The following is a 16,591-nucleotide window of genomic DNA, read 5'->3' on the forward strand; positions in this document are numbered from 1 at the left end:
ATTCGTAAATCCTATTTCACTGCACCTTCAGCTACCCCTTTAATAATTTGTTTTTGTGCAAAGAAATATCCAATGATGACAGGAATAATGGCTAAAGTTAACCCGGCTAGAGCAAGATGCCATTGTTTTGTATATTCCCCAAAGAAGAAGAACATTTTCAATGGAAGAGTCTGCATTCCTTCCTGGTTGATGACAAGGGACGGCAATAGATAGTCATTCCAAATCCAGATCGTATTTAAAATACCGACTGTAATAGAAATTGGTTTTAGCATTGGGAAGATAATATGCCAGAAGATTTGCCATTTGTTAGCTCCATCTATAGTAGCCGCTTCATCAAGCGATTGGGATATACTTTTTAATGTTCCATGATACAAGAAAATCGACAAGCTGCAACCAAAGCCAATATACATAAAGATTAAGCCAGCACGATTCAGCATTTCAAATTTCCCAAATACCGTAATTAATGGAATCATGACGGATTGGAAAGGAATCAGCATAGCTGCCACGAAAATAAAGAATAAAAACGTACTCATCTTACTTTTATTCCGTGAGAGAGCATATGCAGCCATTGAAGAAAAGATAATAATCAGACCTACACTTACAACTGTAATTAACACGGAATTAAATAGTGTTTTCAAGAAATCCAGTTGTTCGTACGCCTCCACATAGTTGTCAAAATTAAATGCTTCCGGAAGGCTTAAGACATTCGTAAACATTTCTTTTTTTGTTTTAAGCGAATTAACAATCATGATATAGAAAGGGGAGAGCCAAATTAAGGCTAATACAATCCCAGTTATTTCTAAGGGCCAGTTATGCTTTCTGCGCATTACAATTCAACCTCCCTTTTCTTGTTGATATATACTTGTGTCAAGCTGATAGATGCGACAATCAAGAAAAAGATAACTGCTTTTGCAGAGGCATAAGCCATATCGCTTTCCTTAAATGCAGTCTGGAATATTTCCATGGCGACCATTTGTGTGGAGTTATAAGGTCCCCCAGCTGTTAAGCTTAAGTTTTGATCATATAATTTAAACGTATTGGACAGCGTCAAGAACATACTAACGGTAAATGCCGGTGCTACGAGCGGGAATATGATTGCGCGTAGTTTTTGGAAATAGCTCGCCCCGTCAATCTCGGCAGCTTCAGTTAATTCTTCTGGAACACCCTCAAGATACGAAATATAGATAATCATGATATAACCGGCCATTTGCCAGCTCATCAGGATGACTAATCCCCAGAATCCAGTATTTGTAGTCGACAACCAGCCTTGTAAACCTTCATAGCCAAGGGCCACACCAACTGCGTCAAATGCTTTCGTGAAAATAAACTGCCAAATGAACCCTAAAATCAGTCCACCAATCAAGTTTGGCATAAAGAAGATTGTACGTAAGATATTATTTGATTTAATTTTTGAGGTTACAATTAAGGCTAAAACTAAACCGATCACATTGATTAAAATAATCGATACGATAGAAAACTTAACTGTGAACCACAAAGCGTCCATGAATTCTTTTTCTTGGAATATACCAATATAGTTTTGAAAACCAACAAAAGCGGTTGTTTGAATTCCATTCCAGTCCGTAAATGAGTAAAATACACCAAGTGCCAGTGGCACGAGTACGACAAGAAATAGCGATACTAGAACCGGTGTAAGGAATAACCAGTAGGAAAAACTGCGAGTACGCATTATTACCCCTCCAAAATTGTGACAAAATTTATGACCTCATCCATTATCTATGTAGCAAAACAAAGTAGCCCAACACTACTTTGTTTTGCAGTTCTATCACATATACGTAAAGGATATTAGCGTGATTCAGACCAAGATTTTTGAGATTCTTTGACTAGCTCATCCCAAGACATTTCATCACTTAAATATTTTTGTATGTTTACACCCAATTTATCTTCGCCCCAACCAGTTGGATAGCCCATAAATACCCATCCAATTGTTTTTCCTTCAGTCGCATAATCATATACTTCTCTAGATATTGGGTCTGCGATTTTACTAGAATCATATCCTTTGTAAGCAGGAATGAAGCTGAAATCTTCAAGAACTGTCTTTTTACCTTCTTCAGATGTATATAACCAATCCAAGAAGTCTTTAGATGCTTCAATAACTTTCTCATCATTGTTGCTGTTTACTCCCCAGTACATTGGAATACCAACTGGTAGAGAATCTTCTTTATAACTTTCTACAGGAATTGGTAGAATACCAACTTTTTCTTGAGCAAATTCTTCATCAATTCCGGCGATGGAACCATATACCCAGTTACCTTGTTGAATCATAGCTACCTTTCCAAGTGAGAAGTTTTCTTCTACTTGCTGTGAGTAATCAAGGCTAACAGTTGGCTGAATAGAATATTTATTGGATAAATCAATGTATGTTTTATATTGATCTCCATATTTAAAATCAACCTTGTCAGATTTGTAAGCATTCATAATATTTTCTTCAAATTCTGGAGAGATAAAGACGTTGGAAGCATGCAACCCGGTAATCCATTTTTCTTTTCCTGGTAAAGCAAATACTGCTTTAATACCAAGATCGTCTTTTTTGGTATCGATTGTTTTAACCGCCTCTTCAAGCGCTTTCATTGTTCTGATTTCTTCTGCTTTAATACCAGCTTTTTCAAAGACTTCTTTGTTATAAAGCAAGCCGTATCCTTCCTGGTTATATGGAAGACCAAGGATTTTATCATCTGTAGTTACACCATCTAGAGTTCCATCTAGTGCTTCTTTGGATGCTTTTGTATCGGATAAATCAGCTAGTTTATCTTTCCAATCTGCAACATCCTGCGGTCCGCCAACATTATAGATAGCAGGTTCCTTGCCTGAAGCAAATTTAGATTTTAAAGAAGCACCATAATCTTCCCCGCCACCAACTGTAGTAATATTAATTTCTACACCTGGATTTTCTTTTTCATATTGTTCGGCTACATCTTCAAATTGATCCTTGAATTCCACTTTAAACTGAAATACATCAATTGTTACCTTATCTTTGCTATCGGAGGAAGAGCTCTCAGATGAGCATCCCGTTAAGACAGCTGCTGCCAATAGTGAAGCTGATAAAGCACCCGCATACCATTTTTTTTGTTTCATTCTTTTACCTCGCTTCTCTCTTTATGTTTGGTTCAAGTAAACGTTTTCTATAAATATGTAAAAGACCAGTGACCTTATTCTTAAAAACTATTAATTTTCCACTTTACGAAAACGTTTGCACAAACCTTTCTTTTCCAATTTAACATATGAATGTAATATCTCAAACCTTTTTTTACTCATTTACCTATTTAATCATATAAATTATCCTGAAAAGTCAAATAATATTCACTTTTTGCGCAAACGATTTCATCTATGACTTGTCAATATTGTGAGACCAAAAAATGATTAAACTCTTTGCAACCAAAGAACGAGTGAATCAAATGGTTTTAAGTACATTTTAGATTAACGGTTAAATATATGTGTAAAAAAAGCCACCTCCATAAGGAAGTGGCCGACGCATTATTCCACTGAAGTACCAGACTCAGGTATAAAATCTTTATTAACTAAAGGTTTTCCATCTTTATCAACCATAACAGTTAATCCAGAAATAAGGCCGTTATAATGAAACATATATAGGACTCCTGTCTCATTATCACGAATTATTTTAGTAACCTCCATTTTCCTTGAGTATAAACATCCTCAAAACGTTTATTTATCACTATAACGCACTCCTTTTTTCGGTTTGTTGAAGCAGCTATCTCTATCTATAACTACTACAAAATGGTAATTGAGTCTTTTGTATTGAGCAACATACGAAAACAGCCATTGAAAAAGAACATCTTTGAAAAGCACGTTCTTTTATTACTATTTATACTAATCTTACAATCGATATGTTAGCCCCTGTCCCCTGTTTCCACAGAGACCGTACCTACTAATTGGAGAGAAATAGTCGAACCTTTCAGTTAAAGGGAGGCTTACCTCATTGGCACGTTGAAAAGATACTACTACTGACAAGGTAGATGGAACCTAGCCCAAAATGATATCTTCCAATTTCAGTTGCAGCATAATTTATGATATTACAGTTGTCCTAAGTGTTTGATTAACGCTATCATCCATCATAATAGAGTCTTCTGAATGTTATGGACAGCTTTTACTACAGTTTCTCTCCCCTTGCATTCAATATATGTGATAAACCCATAACTTCCATCGCTATGGAAGGCAGTAACATTTTAATGGCATCTTCCCGGTCAATTATTATACAAGGGTAATGTTTGGGTTGTTAGGTAAGGACATACTAGTCCCCTCTCTGTTTATAAATAAATTTCCCTTACGTTACTCTCTTTGGGATAAATGTGCAGGTATACGTTAGCCTCTTTTTGGCAAATAAAAAAATAGACCATCCAGTCAATAATAAAGATTGAGCGGAATGGACTACTTTTTAAACACCTTTTTCTCAATTGCATAACCATATTCGGCTCTCGGCTTTATTTCAATAACTTTACACTCTTTAGTGATACTCAACATTTTTGGCGATTGTCTATATTTTTCAGCACGATATTTGGCTTTGTCCATAATATAATCAGTCAATCCAATACTCACCTCTCCATAATTTCACAATCAGTTTCATAAAAATGACCACAGGCTGCTTTTTTTTCAATCCAGATGGCATATTCTATGTTTTCCAGACGATCAGATAAGGCATGATGAAGTATATACATGCATTGCTGGTCAATAGCATCAAACTCATGAGTATAACTCCAAAGAACCGTTACAAGGACGGTGTCAAAATGCTGATACGTATAAATCATGGAGTTTTTTGATGGTCCATATACAGTCGTTTGTTTATTCTTTATACAAGGCTTATCTTTATCTGCTGATATATAAGCCTGGTGTTTCCATTCTTCCGGTAAAGCCTGCCACTCATATACCCCCCAATTGATTCCTATCCTAACCTGCTCCCAGTATTCCTCCGCCATTATTTCCAGATAGAAAGCCAGTGCCTCTTTATAATCTGCCCAACCGGCTTGTTCATTATAGAAACGGTAGAGACTCATTTTATTGTTTTCGGCATAGATATTAGAAATGATTTTTAACCGTGCATATTGAAAAATTTCGACAGGGACTTGTTCCTCCAAAGGATCTTCATCCTCCAGCTCTATCTCAAACTGAAATAATCTGAAGCTCTTTAAACTCCTCGTTGCTAAAGGCACAAATAGAAATAGTAGTATCCAAATAATCAGCAACAACAGCCCTCTTCCAATAATCCGATTTGCATCTGATGTTACTATATTGGTCATCAATGCTACGAACCAACCTTTATCAAGGTTAGACAATTCTGTTACCATGAGCAGTTGTATCGGATTCATCAAGACTTCCTGATATGCCATCACTAAACTTGCCAATGTCCAGCCGGCAATACTAACTAACCCCAATTGATAAAAATAAAGCATTCCTTTCTTGGCTATCGAGCGAAATAACTCTACGCATCCTTTCATTCGAAACCATTTTTTCATTATCATCAATTCCTTTATAAGGATTTTGCTAATGGCAACTACCTAAAGGGGGATAGTAATGAATAATTAAATAGTGTAATTGTTTCGTTGTATCTGATATATCAGTCGGCTTTCAGACTCAGTTGGCTGGATTTCCGTCCAGTTCGGCTGGATTCTGTTCCATTTTGGCTGGATTCTGCTATTTATATACTCGCTTTGGCTAATTTCAGCTCCACGTCAGCAGATTTTCCTCTGCTTAAGATGAATTCCCCACAAGTTTTGTTGTTTTACATCATTTTTTTATACTTCATCTGGAAACACCTCCTAGTTTTGCAGATTCCATTGAATTCCAGATCAGATTAATCCACTCTCTCAATTAATCCTATTATCAATCAGCCTCCCAAAAATCGGGAGGCTGATTCGTAAGTTTCAATTATTATTGTACTCTTGCAAAACCGAAACCGGATGCGTAATCATCACCTGTAGCGGCTCCATATCCACCTTTAATATCAACTAACTTCGCACGTCTTTGTAATTCCGCGCGTAGCTGTGTATGAGAGTATCCTGTATTGGAAGCCCATATTTTTGCTGCCAATCCGGATACATGCGGTGTTGCCATTGAGGTTCCACTGATTGTATTATATCCACCCGTATGCCAGGTTGATTCAACTGCAGAACCTGGAGCAGAGATTTCAACATCCTTTAAGCCAATTACATAATCACCATCTGTGGATGGGTTACCTCTGGAAGAATAGTTAGCCACACGGTATGTTCCATTTTGCTGAACATTCTCAAGAGCTGCCACAGCCACTACATTCGCCAAAGCACCCGGATATCCGATTGTATTGGCAGAATAGCCGCTATTACCAGCTGCCGCAATAATTAGAACACCTTTTCCATAAGCATATGTTACAGCACTGCTAATGAGAGAGTTATTAGAGCTGGAACCAAGTGACATTGAAATAATTACTTTTGAACCTGTAGAGGATGCTTGGTCTGCCGCATGTCTAATTGCTGCTGCTATATCATCTGAATAACCAGATCCATCGTCACCCAAAACTTTATAGGCCCATACTTTGGATTGAGGGGCAACCCCATATACGCCAGTACCATTGCCAGCCACTGTTCCGGCTACATGGGTACCATGACCATTCCCATCAGCACAGGAGCCATTCACAACCGTGCTGCTTGTTTGAGTGAAATCCTTACATTGTTCAATATTGGATGAAAGACTCGCATGCGTTTTTAACACGCCTGTGTCTAAAACTGCTACTTTAATTCCACTGCCGCCTGATGTAGAAGTAAGAGAGCTATTATTATAGATTGCTTTAATTCCCCATGGCACTCGGGTTGTAGGTGCAGAAGTAGCTTTTTCTATAGCAGTTGCAGCAATTTTAAATTCAGGTACTTTTTCTACTTCGATATTTTTATTTTCCAATAGTTTCTGATATTCTTTTTCAGAAACATCTGTCGTAAATCCTTGGTTGCTGAAGTCTCGGTGTGTCCCCATATTTTTCTTTACTTTTGTTTTTTCTGACTGAGATCCCTGAATCAGAACACGATAGGTTTTCTCTGAGCTGACATCCTTTGCCTTTGCAGTCGACCTATCCTCAGCATTTGTTCCTGAGCCAAAAGATAAAGCCATTGATACACTTAGGACAACTCCAGCAAATATCTTCCTTTTTTTCATCTTTCAGTCTCCTCTCGTTTTTTGAATTTTCTGTGAACTTTTCTTGTTGTATCGTTATTATAGTGGCTATTTTTTTCTTTGAACACGGAACAAATTAACTATTAATTCAGAATTATTATTTTCTATTTTGTCAAATAAAAAAACTTTCCCAAGTTATCAGATTAGTTTTTGTGACAAATTACTATATTTTTTGCGCTTTTTCTTACCTATCGACATTTTTCTATCCTATTTGCGACCTATTTGGCGATTAATACAAACGGGTGTTTGTACCTAGTAGAATTATATTTTCCCAATAAAATTTATGTAAATTTTCAGATAATTTAATAATCCACTAAATTAATTATGCAAAAATGAAAACAAAAAAGAACTGATTGATTGGACAATCAGTCCTTTTGACCCTCTCTAAAATGACACCATTTATACGATTGGCGGCAAAATGGGAGCTTTTCTTTTCATCTATTCTCCTCCTTAACTAGTAGTCTGTATAAATATATTGCAAGGCTTTCTGAAACTTTCCTGATTTCTTATAATAATCTGCCAAAATTTTACTAACACTGCGAATATCATTATAATGAGATTCCCCATTATATAGATAAGGAAGGGTATACTCTTCTAAATAGCTAATCGCTCTTTCTTCTTCCCCCTGAATCATATATAAATAATAATTGGGCAGCATTTGATATATTTTAGACCCGGTTTCTTGAGCTTTCTTCTTTAAGTGATGTAAATACTCTTTCGCCTGTTCCCATTCTCCCAAATAATAAGAGGTTTCTGCCAAAGCATAAAGGCTCACCATAGAAGATTGGGCATTCTCCGCTTCACAATTTACAGCTTTATAATAATAGTCTCTTGCTTCACTCAGCTCTCCTTTTTTCTGCTTTAAATAGCCAATATTATGATAGGCAATCGATAAAGTTGCCGATTCATTTAGGATCTCAGCATTTCTTTTCAAATGTTTATAGCACTCTGCTGCCACCTCATAAATGCCTGTATCGGTATAACTAATGCCGAGAATCACAAGCGTGTGCATAATTCGCTTTATATTATATTGGGCAGTAAAGGCATTTAGTGCCTCGTTAGCATAGAAGATAGCATGCCCATGCTGTTCCATATGACATTTAGCAAGTGCCAAATGATAATAAACATCCGCAGAAACACTCATCCCATCCCTGCTTGCAGAAACTAATTCCTCTAAAACTTCATTGGCCTGTCTGTACTTATTTTGGATGAGCAGACAAATAGCATGATAATAATGAAGCAAATATAGCTCCTGATAATTTAAATTCTTCTTATGTTTATCAAGCCATTTATAGTGTTGAATGGCTTTTTTAGTATCCTTAATAAATAATAAATATCTCATTTTATACAATTCATATAAAAATAAATGTGGTGTATAGGCAATGAAATCTACCAAACTATCTAACTTCCGATCAATCTCTTTTGCCTCTTCAATCTGAAAATAATTGATGCATTCAATCCATTCATCCAGCAATCTTTTCACCGTATTATTTTGTTCATAAACATTCGTTAAGTCTGCTCCTAAACGTTGTAATAATAAATGGATAGTTTGGTCATTTGCTTCCTTCTCATTATGTTCAATCTTACTTAGATGAGGTACAGAACATATGCCTTCGACCAGCTCACTTTGAGTTAATCCCTGCTTAGTCCGATAATATTTAATCAACGAACCTACTTTCATGCACCCACCCTCTTCCATTTGTTTCCAATATTATATATTTAAAAGTCAAGTTCTAACATACATCCTGAAACCTATTTTTATAATTTTCGTTCCCCTCATTTCATCATTTACCGACATTCAGTCTGATATTATAGCGGATTTTAGTCAGTAAAAATAAAAACCTGGCTATATGCCAGGTTCATTAAATATTTCTTAGCCACATTCATTCTTTTTCAGCATGGTTCGCCGTTTGCGTAATCTTATCCCTTTAATTCTAACTTGTTCTAAATCATTCGGAAGGATATTACGATACTCACGAAATAATTGTCTCCATTTCAAGGTATAAGCACTCCCTTCCTAAAATTTATTTTGAAAGCAAAAAATCCACCTTGTCTATTGGCAAGGTGGATTGCTGATTATCTCCAGTTTTTCACTTCAGCTTCTGTTTTTCTCACGTGTTCCATTATTTCCTGAATACGAACCCGTTTATTTTCCCAGCATTTTGGACTTAGATCAACCGGATATTTTTCCGGATTAAGGAACCGTTTATATTCATCCCAAAGCAAGTCCAGGTTATCCTTTGCAAATTGTTGAATAACCGTCAAGTCTGGTGTTTTATACACTAATTGCCCATCCACAAAGATGTTTTCATGCAGTGGTACTGCATCAAAATTTGTTACTTCCTTGCTAATGAAGGTATGTACAGGATGGAACATAGTCAATATTTTCTCAGAAGCAGGATTTTCATATTCAAGTGTAATATAATCCCCTTCCGATTTATTTGTTTCCTTATTAATAATCCGATACACATTCTTCATGCCAGGAGTAGTTACTTTTTCAGGATTTGCACTGATTTTGATCGTATCAACCATATCGCCGTTTTCATCTTCAATGCTGACCATTTTATATACAGCTCCTAAAGCTGGCTGGTCATAGGCCGTGATCAGTTTGGTTCCGACACCCCACATATCAATTTTGGCTCCCTGTGCTTTCAGATTCAGGATTGTTGCTTCATCTAAATCATTGGAAGCCGTAATTAATGTATCTGTGAAGCCTGCTTCATCAAGCATTTTTCGTGCTTTCTTAGACAAGTAAGCTAAATCCCCGCTATCCAAACGAATGGCTTTAAAATTAATTTTATCGCCCATTTCCTTTGCTACTCGTATGGCAGTTGGCACACCTGATTTTAATGTATCAAAGGTGTCAACAAGGAATGTGCAATCATAATGTGATTCTGCATATTTGCGGAAGGCTGTGTATTCATCCCGATAAGCCTGAACAAGCGCATGTGCATGAGTTCCTACTACCGGAATGCCGAATTTCTTGCCAGCTCTGACATTGCTGCTTGCCTGAAATCCTCCGATATAAGCGGCTCTTGTTCCCCAGATAGCCGCTTCCGTTTCCTGTGCTCTCCTTGTACCAAATTCAAACAGGGATTCACCGCCAGTTACTACACTCAGACGTGATGCTTTTGTTGCAATAAGAGTTTGGTAATTAATAATATTCAATATTGCTGTTTCAACCAGCTGAGCTTCTGCAAGCGGAGCCTCAATTCGCATTAAAGGCTCATTTTCGAAAACGAGCTCGCCTTCTTTCATGCTTCTGATGGTACCTGTAAAACGCAGTTCTTTTAAATATTCAAGGAATACTTCGTCATACTTAAGCTCTTCCCTTAAATATTGAATATCACTCTCTGTAAATTTTAAGTCTTTAATATATGTAATCACCCGTTCAAGTCCGGCAAATATGGCATAACCGTTCTTAAATGGGTTGCGCCTGAAATACACATCAAATACCGCTTTTTTATTATGAATCCCATCTTTAAAATAGGTTTCCATCATATTAATTTGGTATAGGTCTGTATGCAAAGCAAAGCTGTCGTCCGGATAATGTGTCATCAAACTTCCTCCTTCAATTACAAAACACTGGCTCCCAGCGTATTTTCAAAATGGGATAAGGCCCACTCATGACCTGCTTCATTAAAGCTCGCCACTCCATTTTTATGTATTACTATTTTAAACCCTTTATTATAGGCATCCACTGCTGTATGCAAAATACAGATATCTGTACAAACTCCTACTAAATGTAATTCCGTGATTCCGCGTTCACGCAATTTAATTTCCAAATCAGTACCAGCAAAGGCAGAGTATCGTGTTTTATCAATCCATAGCAGGTTCTCTTGTCCAATATTAGTATTATACACATTTTGAAGATTTCCAAATAATAAACGACCTTCGGTACCACGTATATTATGCGGTGGGAATAATTTACTTTCAGGGTGAAATGGATCATTCTCATCGTGTACATCAATAGCAAATACAACAAAATCTTTGTCCTCAATGAATCTTTTTGTTAAAGAAACAATGTACTCTTCAATTTCCTTTCCAGGTTTACCGCATGTTAATTTGCCAGCATCTGCTATAAAGTCATTTGTATAATCTATATTGATTAAAGCTTTCATCTCTCCACTCCCCTATCCATTTTCCATCAAATCCGCTTATCGTACGTATAGAATATCAAATTGTATTACAAAATGCCTACTTTGATTTTAAAGAAAGTCAACCACCAATAAAATAAACAGCGCTTTTTGATACGAACACAGTGGTTATTAAAATCGTATCAATCCTTTAAATCTTTAAAGTCGACCCTAAATCCATATCGCCATACAAGAATAGCTGTGATCAGCAAGACTCCCCCATATCCATATAAACCATACTCAACCTTGCTTATAAGAAAGTGAAAACCTGCAAATACGCCAAGAATGAAAAGCAGGAAAACGGTCTTAATCCCCTCATTCTCCTGTGTTGCAGAAGTTGGTTTAGAAAATGGCAATATAATTGTATATGTCCTGAACGACAGGACTGCCATTATAAATAACGTAAAGAGACCAATCAATAGATCCCAAAAGATAGCACTTCCATATATAAGAATAAATAGAAAGCTATATGCCAAATAGATGGGAAGAACATACTTGGCCATAACCGCATTCCATGTACCTATAAAGATAGACTTAGCACTCTGTAATGGAGAGGCCCTGTATATCCATGCTCCTTTATATGAATCGGTATATCGGAGTGCAATAGCAATAGTTGGAATCATAAGCGCACTGAAATAAATTGTATAATAACCGCTGCCATTTTGAATACCTTTCCATCCATTTTCCCCGAATTGATTGAGTAGTGTAATAAACGGAAAAATAATAACCATTCCAATAGATGGATATACCTTCAGTTTAAACGCCTGTTCGTTTTTCATGAGGTTTTTTGCGAAATGATAAAAGACTCGTTCTTCTTTATTTCGTAATAGGAACATTGAAAAATGACTGCGTTTCTTTTTCGATAAGGCTCCTGTATGATTAGTTAACTTTTGTAAATACTGCTCAAAGTTTTGAACATTTTTAATATAAATAATGACAGAAACAAGCGGTACAATTACAGCCAAGCTGATTAAGAGAATATATTGCCATGCAAAATTCCCATTTAGTATTACCTCAAAGGGAGCGGCATACCAAATAGGCGCAAGAATATAGCTCCACCAAGTTGGTGTAAATTCTACTTGCCTATCTACAAGGTCAAATATCCTTACCGTTAGTTGATAGCCAACAATCATTAAAATAGACAAGGAGATTTGTACATAACTGATAAAATCCTTTAATTTCTCTCCATCAAAATACTTTAAAATAACCAAGTAGATTAAAGCAGTAAGCAAGACTATCCATATATCAATCAATATAATGACCAGCAAAAATAACAGACTAAAGCCAATTCCTTGAGTAACAATAGCAGCAATGAACGCAGGCGCAATAAAAATAAGGGTTATTGTGCCAAGGTAAATAATAATATGTATCAGCTTTGCCACCGAGACCGTTCTCCCATCAACCGGTCTAGACAATAAAATAGACTGATCCCGTATATCAAGCATTACATGGGAAAAATCAGATATTAAAGATGTCATGATAAAGAACATAAAAATAGCAAACAGCAAACTCATTTGGAAAAAATAATTTTCACCCATAATAATAAAAGGAATCAGGATAAGACCCATAAGCGCATAAACCCATAAGGATTTCAAAAACTGATTAGAATCCTTACCTGTATTTCCAGACCCATCATTCATCAAAGTTGGAACTCTTCTGGCATCCATTGTAAGCTTAACCTGAAGAATTCTTCTCATAACCGGATAATCAATTCCCATCCACTGAAAGAGCTTTTGTCCTCTATCCAACACACGCAAACTCATAAATTTTTTCATCTATTAATCCTCTTTAACAACAGATACAATATCTTCGGCAATTGAACGATGCTGTGTAAAACCAGTTAATTGGTTAAAAATTTCTTCAAGAGTTCCTTCCTTGCCAACATCCTGTAATTCTGCAAAGCTTCCATCTGCAACAATCCTGCCTTCATGCAGTAAAATAATTCGATTGCTAATTTTCTCGACGACATCCATGATATGTGAGGAATAAAAAATAGTTTTTCCCTCGCTTGCCAGCAGTCCAAGCAATTCTTTAATGACCATAACGCTATTCGCGTCGAGACCGCTTAAAGGTTCATCTAAAAATAAAATATCCGGATTATGAAGAAGGCTTGAAATTAATAGAACCTTTTGCTTCATCCCTTTTGAATAACTATTTATTCGTGAATCATACATTTCTTCAATATTTAATAGCCTCATTAGTTTAAAAGCCTTTTGGTCAGCCTGCTCATAAGATAAGCCATAAAGCTCACCTATAAAAGTCAAATATTCACGTGCAGTCAATACATCATATAAATCTGCCAATTCAGGCACATAGCCAATTCTATTTTTATAGGTAATCCTATCCTCAGAAAGCTCTTTATCAAAGACCTTCACTGAGCCTGTATAGTCTGTAAGGAGTCCAAGCAATATTTTAACTGTGGTAGTTTTCCCCGCCCCATTGGGACCTATATAGCCAATAATTTGTCCCTTGTTTACATCAAGATTAATTCCTCGAAGTACTTCTTTCGATCCATAATGCATTTGAAGATTGCTAATAGAAATCACCAGTTCAGCCATTTTCATTCTCCCCAAAGACCCATTTTGGTATAGTATATCAAAACGGGTCGTTAATTTGCATAATTTTCTAATTTATCCTTTTTAGGTATTACTTCTGGAATCCTTCATGATGCACCTAAATGCCTGTAAAGTTCAAATTTCTAATAACCTAAACCGATAATGATTCAAAAGCTTGAATAAGATCATCAATCAAATCATTCGCATGCTCTATCCCAACAGAATAGCGCAGCAAACAATTACAGACTCCATTTTGTGTACGCACTTCCTCAGGGATATCCGCATGTGTTTGTGTAGCAGGGTACGTCATTAAACTTTCTACTCCACCCAGACTTTCAGCAAAAGATATGATGCGAAGGCTTTTTAAAAATGGATTGATCCATTCCTCTGATTTCAGCCGGAACGATATCATCCCCCCTTTACCAGGATAAAGGACATCTGTCACTTCTTCTCTTTCTCTTAAAAATCGGCTGATTATCTTAGCATTTTCCTCATGCTGCCTCATCCTTAGGCTCAATGTTTTCATTCCCCTCATCACAAGCCAGGAGTCAAATGGCGGCAGTACAGCGCCTGTTGCATTTTGATATTCTTCTAGGCGCGCACCAACCTCTTTACTCTTTGAGACAATTAATCCAGCCAATACATCATTATGTCCTGCTAAATATTTGGTGGCACTGTGGACAACAATATCTGCTCCCTGCTCAATCGGTCTTTGCAAAATGGGTGTATAAAACGTATTATCCACAAGGAGCAGTAGATTGTTAGATTGGGTCAGTTGAGCAATTTCTTTAATATCCATTTCCTGCATAAGCGGATTTGTCGGTGTTTCTATAAAGAAGGCCTTCGTATTTTCCGTAATGGATTCAGCGAAATCTTCATATGTATGGCAATAGTTAAATTTGATGCCATACGTCTTCCATATTTGCTCAAATAACCGATATGTCCCTCCATACAGATCGGCAGAGACGGCTATTTCATCACCTGGAGAAAATAAACATAGCAATGAGTGAATGGCAGCCATACCTGAACTAAAGGCAAATCCCTGTTTACCACCCTCTAGCTCGGCAATTGCTTCCTCTAATAATTTTCTGGTTGGGTTTCCTGTTCTTATGTAATCAAACCCTGTTGATTCCCCTATTCCGTTATGGCGATAGGCTGTGGAAAAATAAACTGGCGGATTAACAGTACCTGTTTGTGTTTCACTTCGATTGCCTATTTGAGCTAAGAGTGTTTCGATTTTAACTGTTGTCATATGTATGACCCCTCTCTCTTTATTAATCCCCGAAATACAGTTACTCTGATTTACCTTCATCCGGCTCTAATTTGCCATCAAAGTTACGAATTACTTACATCCACTCATTTTCCCAGTGAATAAAAATATGCTTAAAAACGAAAAAAGTCTTCAAGAAGAAGACTTTTCATTAGAGTGAGTCCCTTCTTATCGGCCAGGAATGATTGTTCCTGCAGGAATTAGCACCTTTCCATATTGGCGGTTGCTGAGACTTCACAGGGCCTGTCCCTCCATCTCTCTTGATAAGATTTTTCAGAATATTTATTTAACTATAAATTTACAGTCCTACTGCTAAAAAAGCAAGTTATTTCTGCCTTTATTGTCCAACTTTTTAACAAAGGTATATAATAAATCTATACATAAAAAGGAGTGATTCGGAACCATGAAAGCCAATGGCCAGGAAATTTTCCAGTACATAAAAGACCTTGTATCCATTCCAAGTCCGAGCGGCTATACAACGGAAGTAATTGATCATGTAGCACAGTTTTTACAATCTCAAGGAATACCTGCAGTAAAAACAAATAAAGGTGCCCTATTGGCAACAATCAAGGGACAGGATGATTCAAAGCACCGTTTTCTAACAGCCCATGTAGATACATTAGGTGCTATGGTGAAAGAAATCAAACCAAGCGGGCGTTTAAAATTATCGATGATCGGCGGATTTCGTTGGAATTCTGTTGAAGGCGAATATTGTAAAATCCATACAGCTGAAGGTAAAACGTTTACAGGGACGATTCTTTTAAATCAAACTTCTGTCCATGTTTATCAGAAAATGGGAGATATTAAACGCGAGGATGCAACGATTGAAGTTCGAATTGATGCTGTGACAAAAAGCAAGACGGATACAGAAGGTCTAGGTATTTCTGTAGGTGATTTTGTTTCCTTCGAGCCCCGTGTTGAACTGACAGACAATGGATTTATTAAATCCCGTCATTTAGATGATAAAGCGAGTGTCGGCATACTGATGTATATCATTAAACAGTTAAAAGAAGAAGGCATCACTCTCCCCTATACGACCCACTTCTTAATTTCAAATAATGAAGAAATAGGCTATGGCGGAAACTCCAACATTCCTGCTGAAACTGTTGAATACCTGGCTGTAGATATGGGAGCAATTGGAGAAGGACAATCTACGGATGAATACAGTGTTTCCATTTGTGCAAAAGATTCTAGCGGACCCTATCATTATGGCCTGCGTCAGCATTTAGTCGAATTGGCAAAGCAACACAAGATTGATTACCGTGTAGATATATATCCTTTTTACGGATCTGATGCTTCTGCTGCCATCCGTGCCGGCTATGATATCATACACGGATTAATTGGACCCGGCATTGATGCTTCACATGCTTTTGAAAGAACCCATATCAGCTCTATTGAACATACTGCCCAGTTAATCTGGAATTACTTACAATCAGAATTAGCCTAATTTCATACTA

At 36.8% G+C, this 16,591-nt stretch carries 16 protein-coding genes and 1 riboswitch; of the genes, 1 reads left to right on the top strand and 15 read right to left on the bottom strand.

Features of this window, described 5'->3' with window-relative positions; genetic code table 11:
• Window positions 1–11: 11 nt before the first annotated feature.
• The 15 genes from AC4G3N_RS04095 to AC4G3N_RS04165 all read right to left on the bottom strand — a co-directional run bounded on the left by AC4G3N_RS04095 (window position 12) and on the right by AC4G3N_RS04165 (window position 15,116).
• Complete coding sequence (locus tag AC4G3N_RS04095; RefSeq protein WP_139892441.1) at window positions 12–827, bottom strand: carbohydrate ABC transporter permease; 816 nt, start codon at window positions 825–827, stop codon at window positions 12–14.
• Complete coding sequence (locus tag AC4G3N_RS04100) at window positions 827–1,687, bottom strand: carbohydrate ABC transporter permease (RefSeq protein ID WP_139892442.1); 861 nt, start codon at window positions 1,685–1,687, stop codon at window positions 827–829. Before AC4G3N_RS04100 ends, AC4G3N_RS04095 begins: the two co-directional genes overlap by 1 nt.
• 116 nt (window positions 1,688–1,803) lie before the next feature.
• Entirely contained in the window at window positions 1,804–3,093 is a 1,290-nt protein-coding gene (locus tag AC4G3N_RS04105; RefSeq protein WP_066104760.1) for an ABC transporter substrate-binding protein, read from the bottom strand.
• Window positions 3,094–3,492: 399 nt separating this feature from the next.
• Window positions 3,493–3,603 carry a DUF6440 family protein gene (locus tag AC4G3N_RS04110; protein WP_257469147.1) on the bottom strand — a complete coding sequence of 37 codons (111 nt, stop codon included), beginning with the start codon at window positions 3,601–3,603 and terminating at the stop codon, window positions 3,493–3,495.
• Window positions 3,604–4,126: 523 nt separating this feature from the next.
• Window positions 4,127–4,201 carry an alpha-helical endospore appendage domain-containing protein gene (locus tag AC4G3N_RS04115; protein WP_483861449.1) on the bottom strand — a complete coding sequence of 25 codons (75 nt, stop codon included), beginning with the start codon at window positions 4,199–4,201 and terminating at the stop codon, window positions 4,127–4,129.
• Window positions 4,202–4,404: 203 nt separating this feature from the next.
• Window positions 4,405–4,560: a hypothetical protein gene (locus tag AC4G3N_RS04120; protein WP_175354270.1), complete on the bottom strand. Its 156-nt coding sequence runs from the start codon at window positions 4,558–4,560 to the stop codon at window positions 4,405–4,407.
• An 8-nt stretch (window positions 4,561–4,568) separates the two neighbouring features.
• Window positions 4,569–5,486 (bottom strand): hypothetical protein, encoded by a 918-nt coding sequence (locus AC4G3N_RS04125; protein ID WP_066104763.1) that lies wholly within the window; start codon window positions 5,484–5,486, stop codon window positions 4,569–4,571.
• A 415-nt stretch (window positions 5,487–5,901) separates the two neighbouring features.
• Window positions 5,902–7,155 carry a S8 family peptidase gene (locus tag AC4G3N_RS04130; RefSeq protein ID WP_139892445.1) on the bottom strand — a complete coding sequence of 418 codons (1,254 nt, stop codon included), beginning with the start codon at window positions 7,153–7,155 and terminating at the stop codon, window positions 5,902–5,904.
• Window positions 7,156–7,627: 472 nt separating this feature from the next.
• Window positions 7,628–8,854 (bottom strand): helix-turn-helix domain-containing protein, encoded by a 1,227-nt coding sequence (locus AC4G3N_RS04135; RefSeq protein WP_066104769.1) that lies wholly within the window; start codon window positions 8,852–8,854, stop codon window positions 7,628–7,630.
• A gap of 192 nt (window positions 8,855–9,046) precedes the next feature.
• The gene (locus AC4G3N_RS04140; protein WP_257469149.1) at window positions 9,047–9,172 is read right to left on the bottom strand and encodes a hypothetical protein; all 126 of its coding nucleotides are present in this window, start codon (window positions 9,170–9,172) and stop codon (window positions 9,047–9,049) included.
• A 77-nt stretch (window positions 9,173–9,249) separates the two neighbouring features.
• Window positions 9,250–10,731: a nicotinate phosphoribosyltransferase gene (locus AC4G3N_RS04145; protein WP_066104773.1), complete on the bottom strand. Its 1,482-nt coding sequence runs from the start codon at window positions 10,729–10,731 to the stop codon at window positions 9,250–9,252.
• A 17-nt stretch (window positions 10,732–10,748) separates the two neighbouring features.
• Window positions 10,749–11,294, bottom strand: coding sequence for a cysteine hydrolase family protein (locus AC4G3N_RS04150; RefSeq protein WP_139892446.1), 546 nt, complete (start codon window positions 11,292–11,294; stop codon window positions 10,749–10,751).
• A 158-nt stretch (window positions 11,295–11,452) separates the two neighbouring features.
• Entirely contained in the window at window positions 11,453–13,084 is a 1,632-nt protein-coding gene (locus tag AC4G3N_RS04155) for an ABC-2 family transporter permease (protein WP_491089788.1), read from the bottom strand.
• 3 nt (window positions 13,085–13,087) lie between these two features.
• A complete protein-coding gene (locus AC4G3N_RS04160) occupies window positions 13,088–13,873 on the bottom strand; it encodes an ABC transporter ATP-binding protein (protein WP_066104780.1) in 786 nt (261 codons plus the stop codon).
• A 142-nt stretch (window positions 13,874–14,015) separates the two neighbouring features.
• Entirely contained in the window at window positions 14,016–15,116 is a 1,101-nt protein-coding gene (locus AC4G3N_RS04165; RefSeq protein ID WP_066104782.1) for a methionine biosynthesis PLP-dependent protein, read from the bottom strand.
• Between the two features lie 183 nt (window positions 15,117–15,299).
• Window positions 15,300–15,404: riboswitch (SAM riboswitch) on the bottom strand.
• 133 nt (window positions 15,405–15,537) lie between these two features.
• On the opposite strand from AC4G3N_RS04165, the gene AC4G3N_RS04170 reads away from it, so the two are divergent.
• The gene (locus tag AC4G3N_RS04170) at window positions 15,538–16,581 is read left to right on the top strand and encodes a M42 family metallopeptidase (protein WP_066104788.1); all 1,044 of its coding nucleotides are present in this window, start codon (window positions 15,538–15,540) and stop codon (window positions 16,579–16,581) included.
• Window positions 16,582–16,591 lie beyond the last annotated feature (10 nt).

Source organism: Bacillus sp. z50 (genome assembly GCF_058313585.1).

What these genes read in the sequence shown, in the direction of transcription:
- AC4G3N_RS04095 (WP_139892441.1), bottom strand. Translation starts at nt 827, where the DNA reads ATGCGCAGAAAGCATAACTGGCCCTTAGAAATAACTGGGATTGTATTA.
- AC4G3N_RS04100 (WP_139892442.1), bottom strand. Translation starts at nt 1,687, where the DNA reads ATGCGTACTCGCAGTTTTTCCTACTGGTTATTCCTTACACCGGTTCTA.
- AC4G3N_RS04105 (WP_066104760.1), bottom strand. Translation starts at nt 3,093, where the DNA reads ATGAAACAAAAAAAATGGTATGCGGGTGCTTTATCAGCTTCACTATTG.
- AC4G3N_RS04110 (WP_257469147.1), bottom strand. Translation starts at nt 3,603, where the DNA reads ATGTTTCATTATAACGGCCTTATTTCTGGATTAACTGTTATGGTTGAT.
- AC4G3N_RS04125 (WP_066104763.1), bottom strand. Translation starts at nt 5,486, where the DNA reads ATGAAAAAATGGTTTCGAATGAAAGGATGCGTAGAGTTATTTCGCTCG.
- AC4G3N_RS04130 (WP_139892445.1), bottom strand. Translation starts at nt 7,155, where the DNA reads ATGAAAAAAAGGAAGATATTTGCTGGAGTTGTCCTAAGTGTATCAATG.
- AC4G3N_RS04135 (WP_066104769.1), bottom strand. Translation starts at nt 8,854, where the DNA reads ATGAAAGTAGGTTCGTTGATTAAATATTATCGGACTAAGCAGGGATTA.
- AC4G3N_RS04145 (WP_066104773.1), bottom strand. Translation starts at nt 10,731, where the DNA reads ATGACACATTATCCGGACGACAGCTTTGCTTTGCATACAGACCTATAC.
- AC4G3N_RS04150 (WP_139892446.1), bottom strand. Translation starts at nt 11,294, where the DNA reads ATGAAAGCTTTAATCAATATAGATTATACAAATGACTTTATAGCAGAT.
- AC4G3N_RS04155 (WP_491089788.1), bottom strand. Translation starts at nt 13,084, where the DNA reads ATGAAAAAATTTATGAGTTTGCGTGTGTTGGATAGAGGACAAAAGCTC.
- AC4G3N_RS04160 (WP_066104780.1), bottom strand. Translation starts at nt 13,873, where the DNA reads ATGAAAATGGCTGAACTGGTGATTTCTATTAGCAATCTTCAAATGCAT.
- AC4G3N_RS04165 (WP_066104782.1), bottom strand. Translation starts at nt 15,116, where the DNA reads ATGACAACAGTTAAAATCGAAACACTCTTAGCTCAAATAGGCAATCGA.
- AC4G3N_RS04170 (WP_066104788.1), top strand. Translation starts at nt 15,538, where the DNA reads ATGAAAGCCAATGGCCAGGAAATTTTCCAGTACATAAAAGACCTTGTA.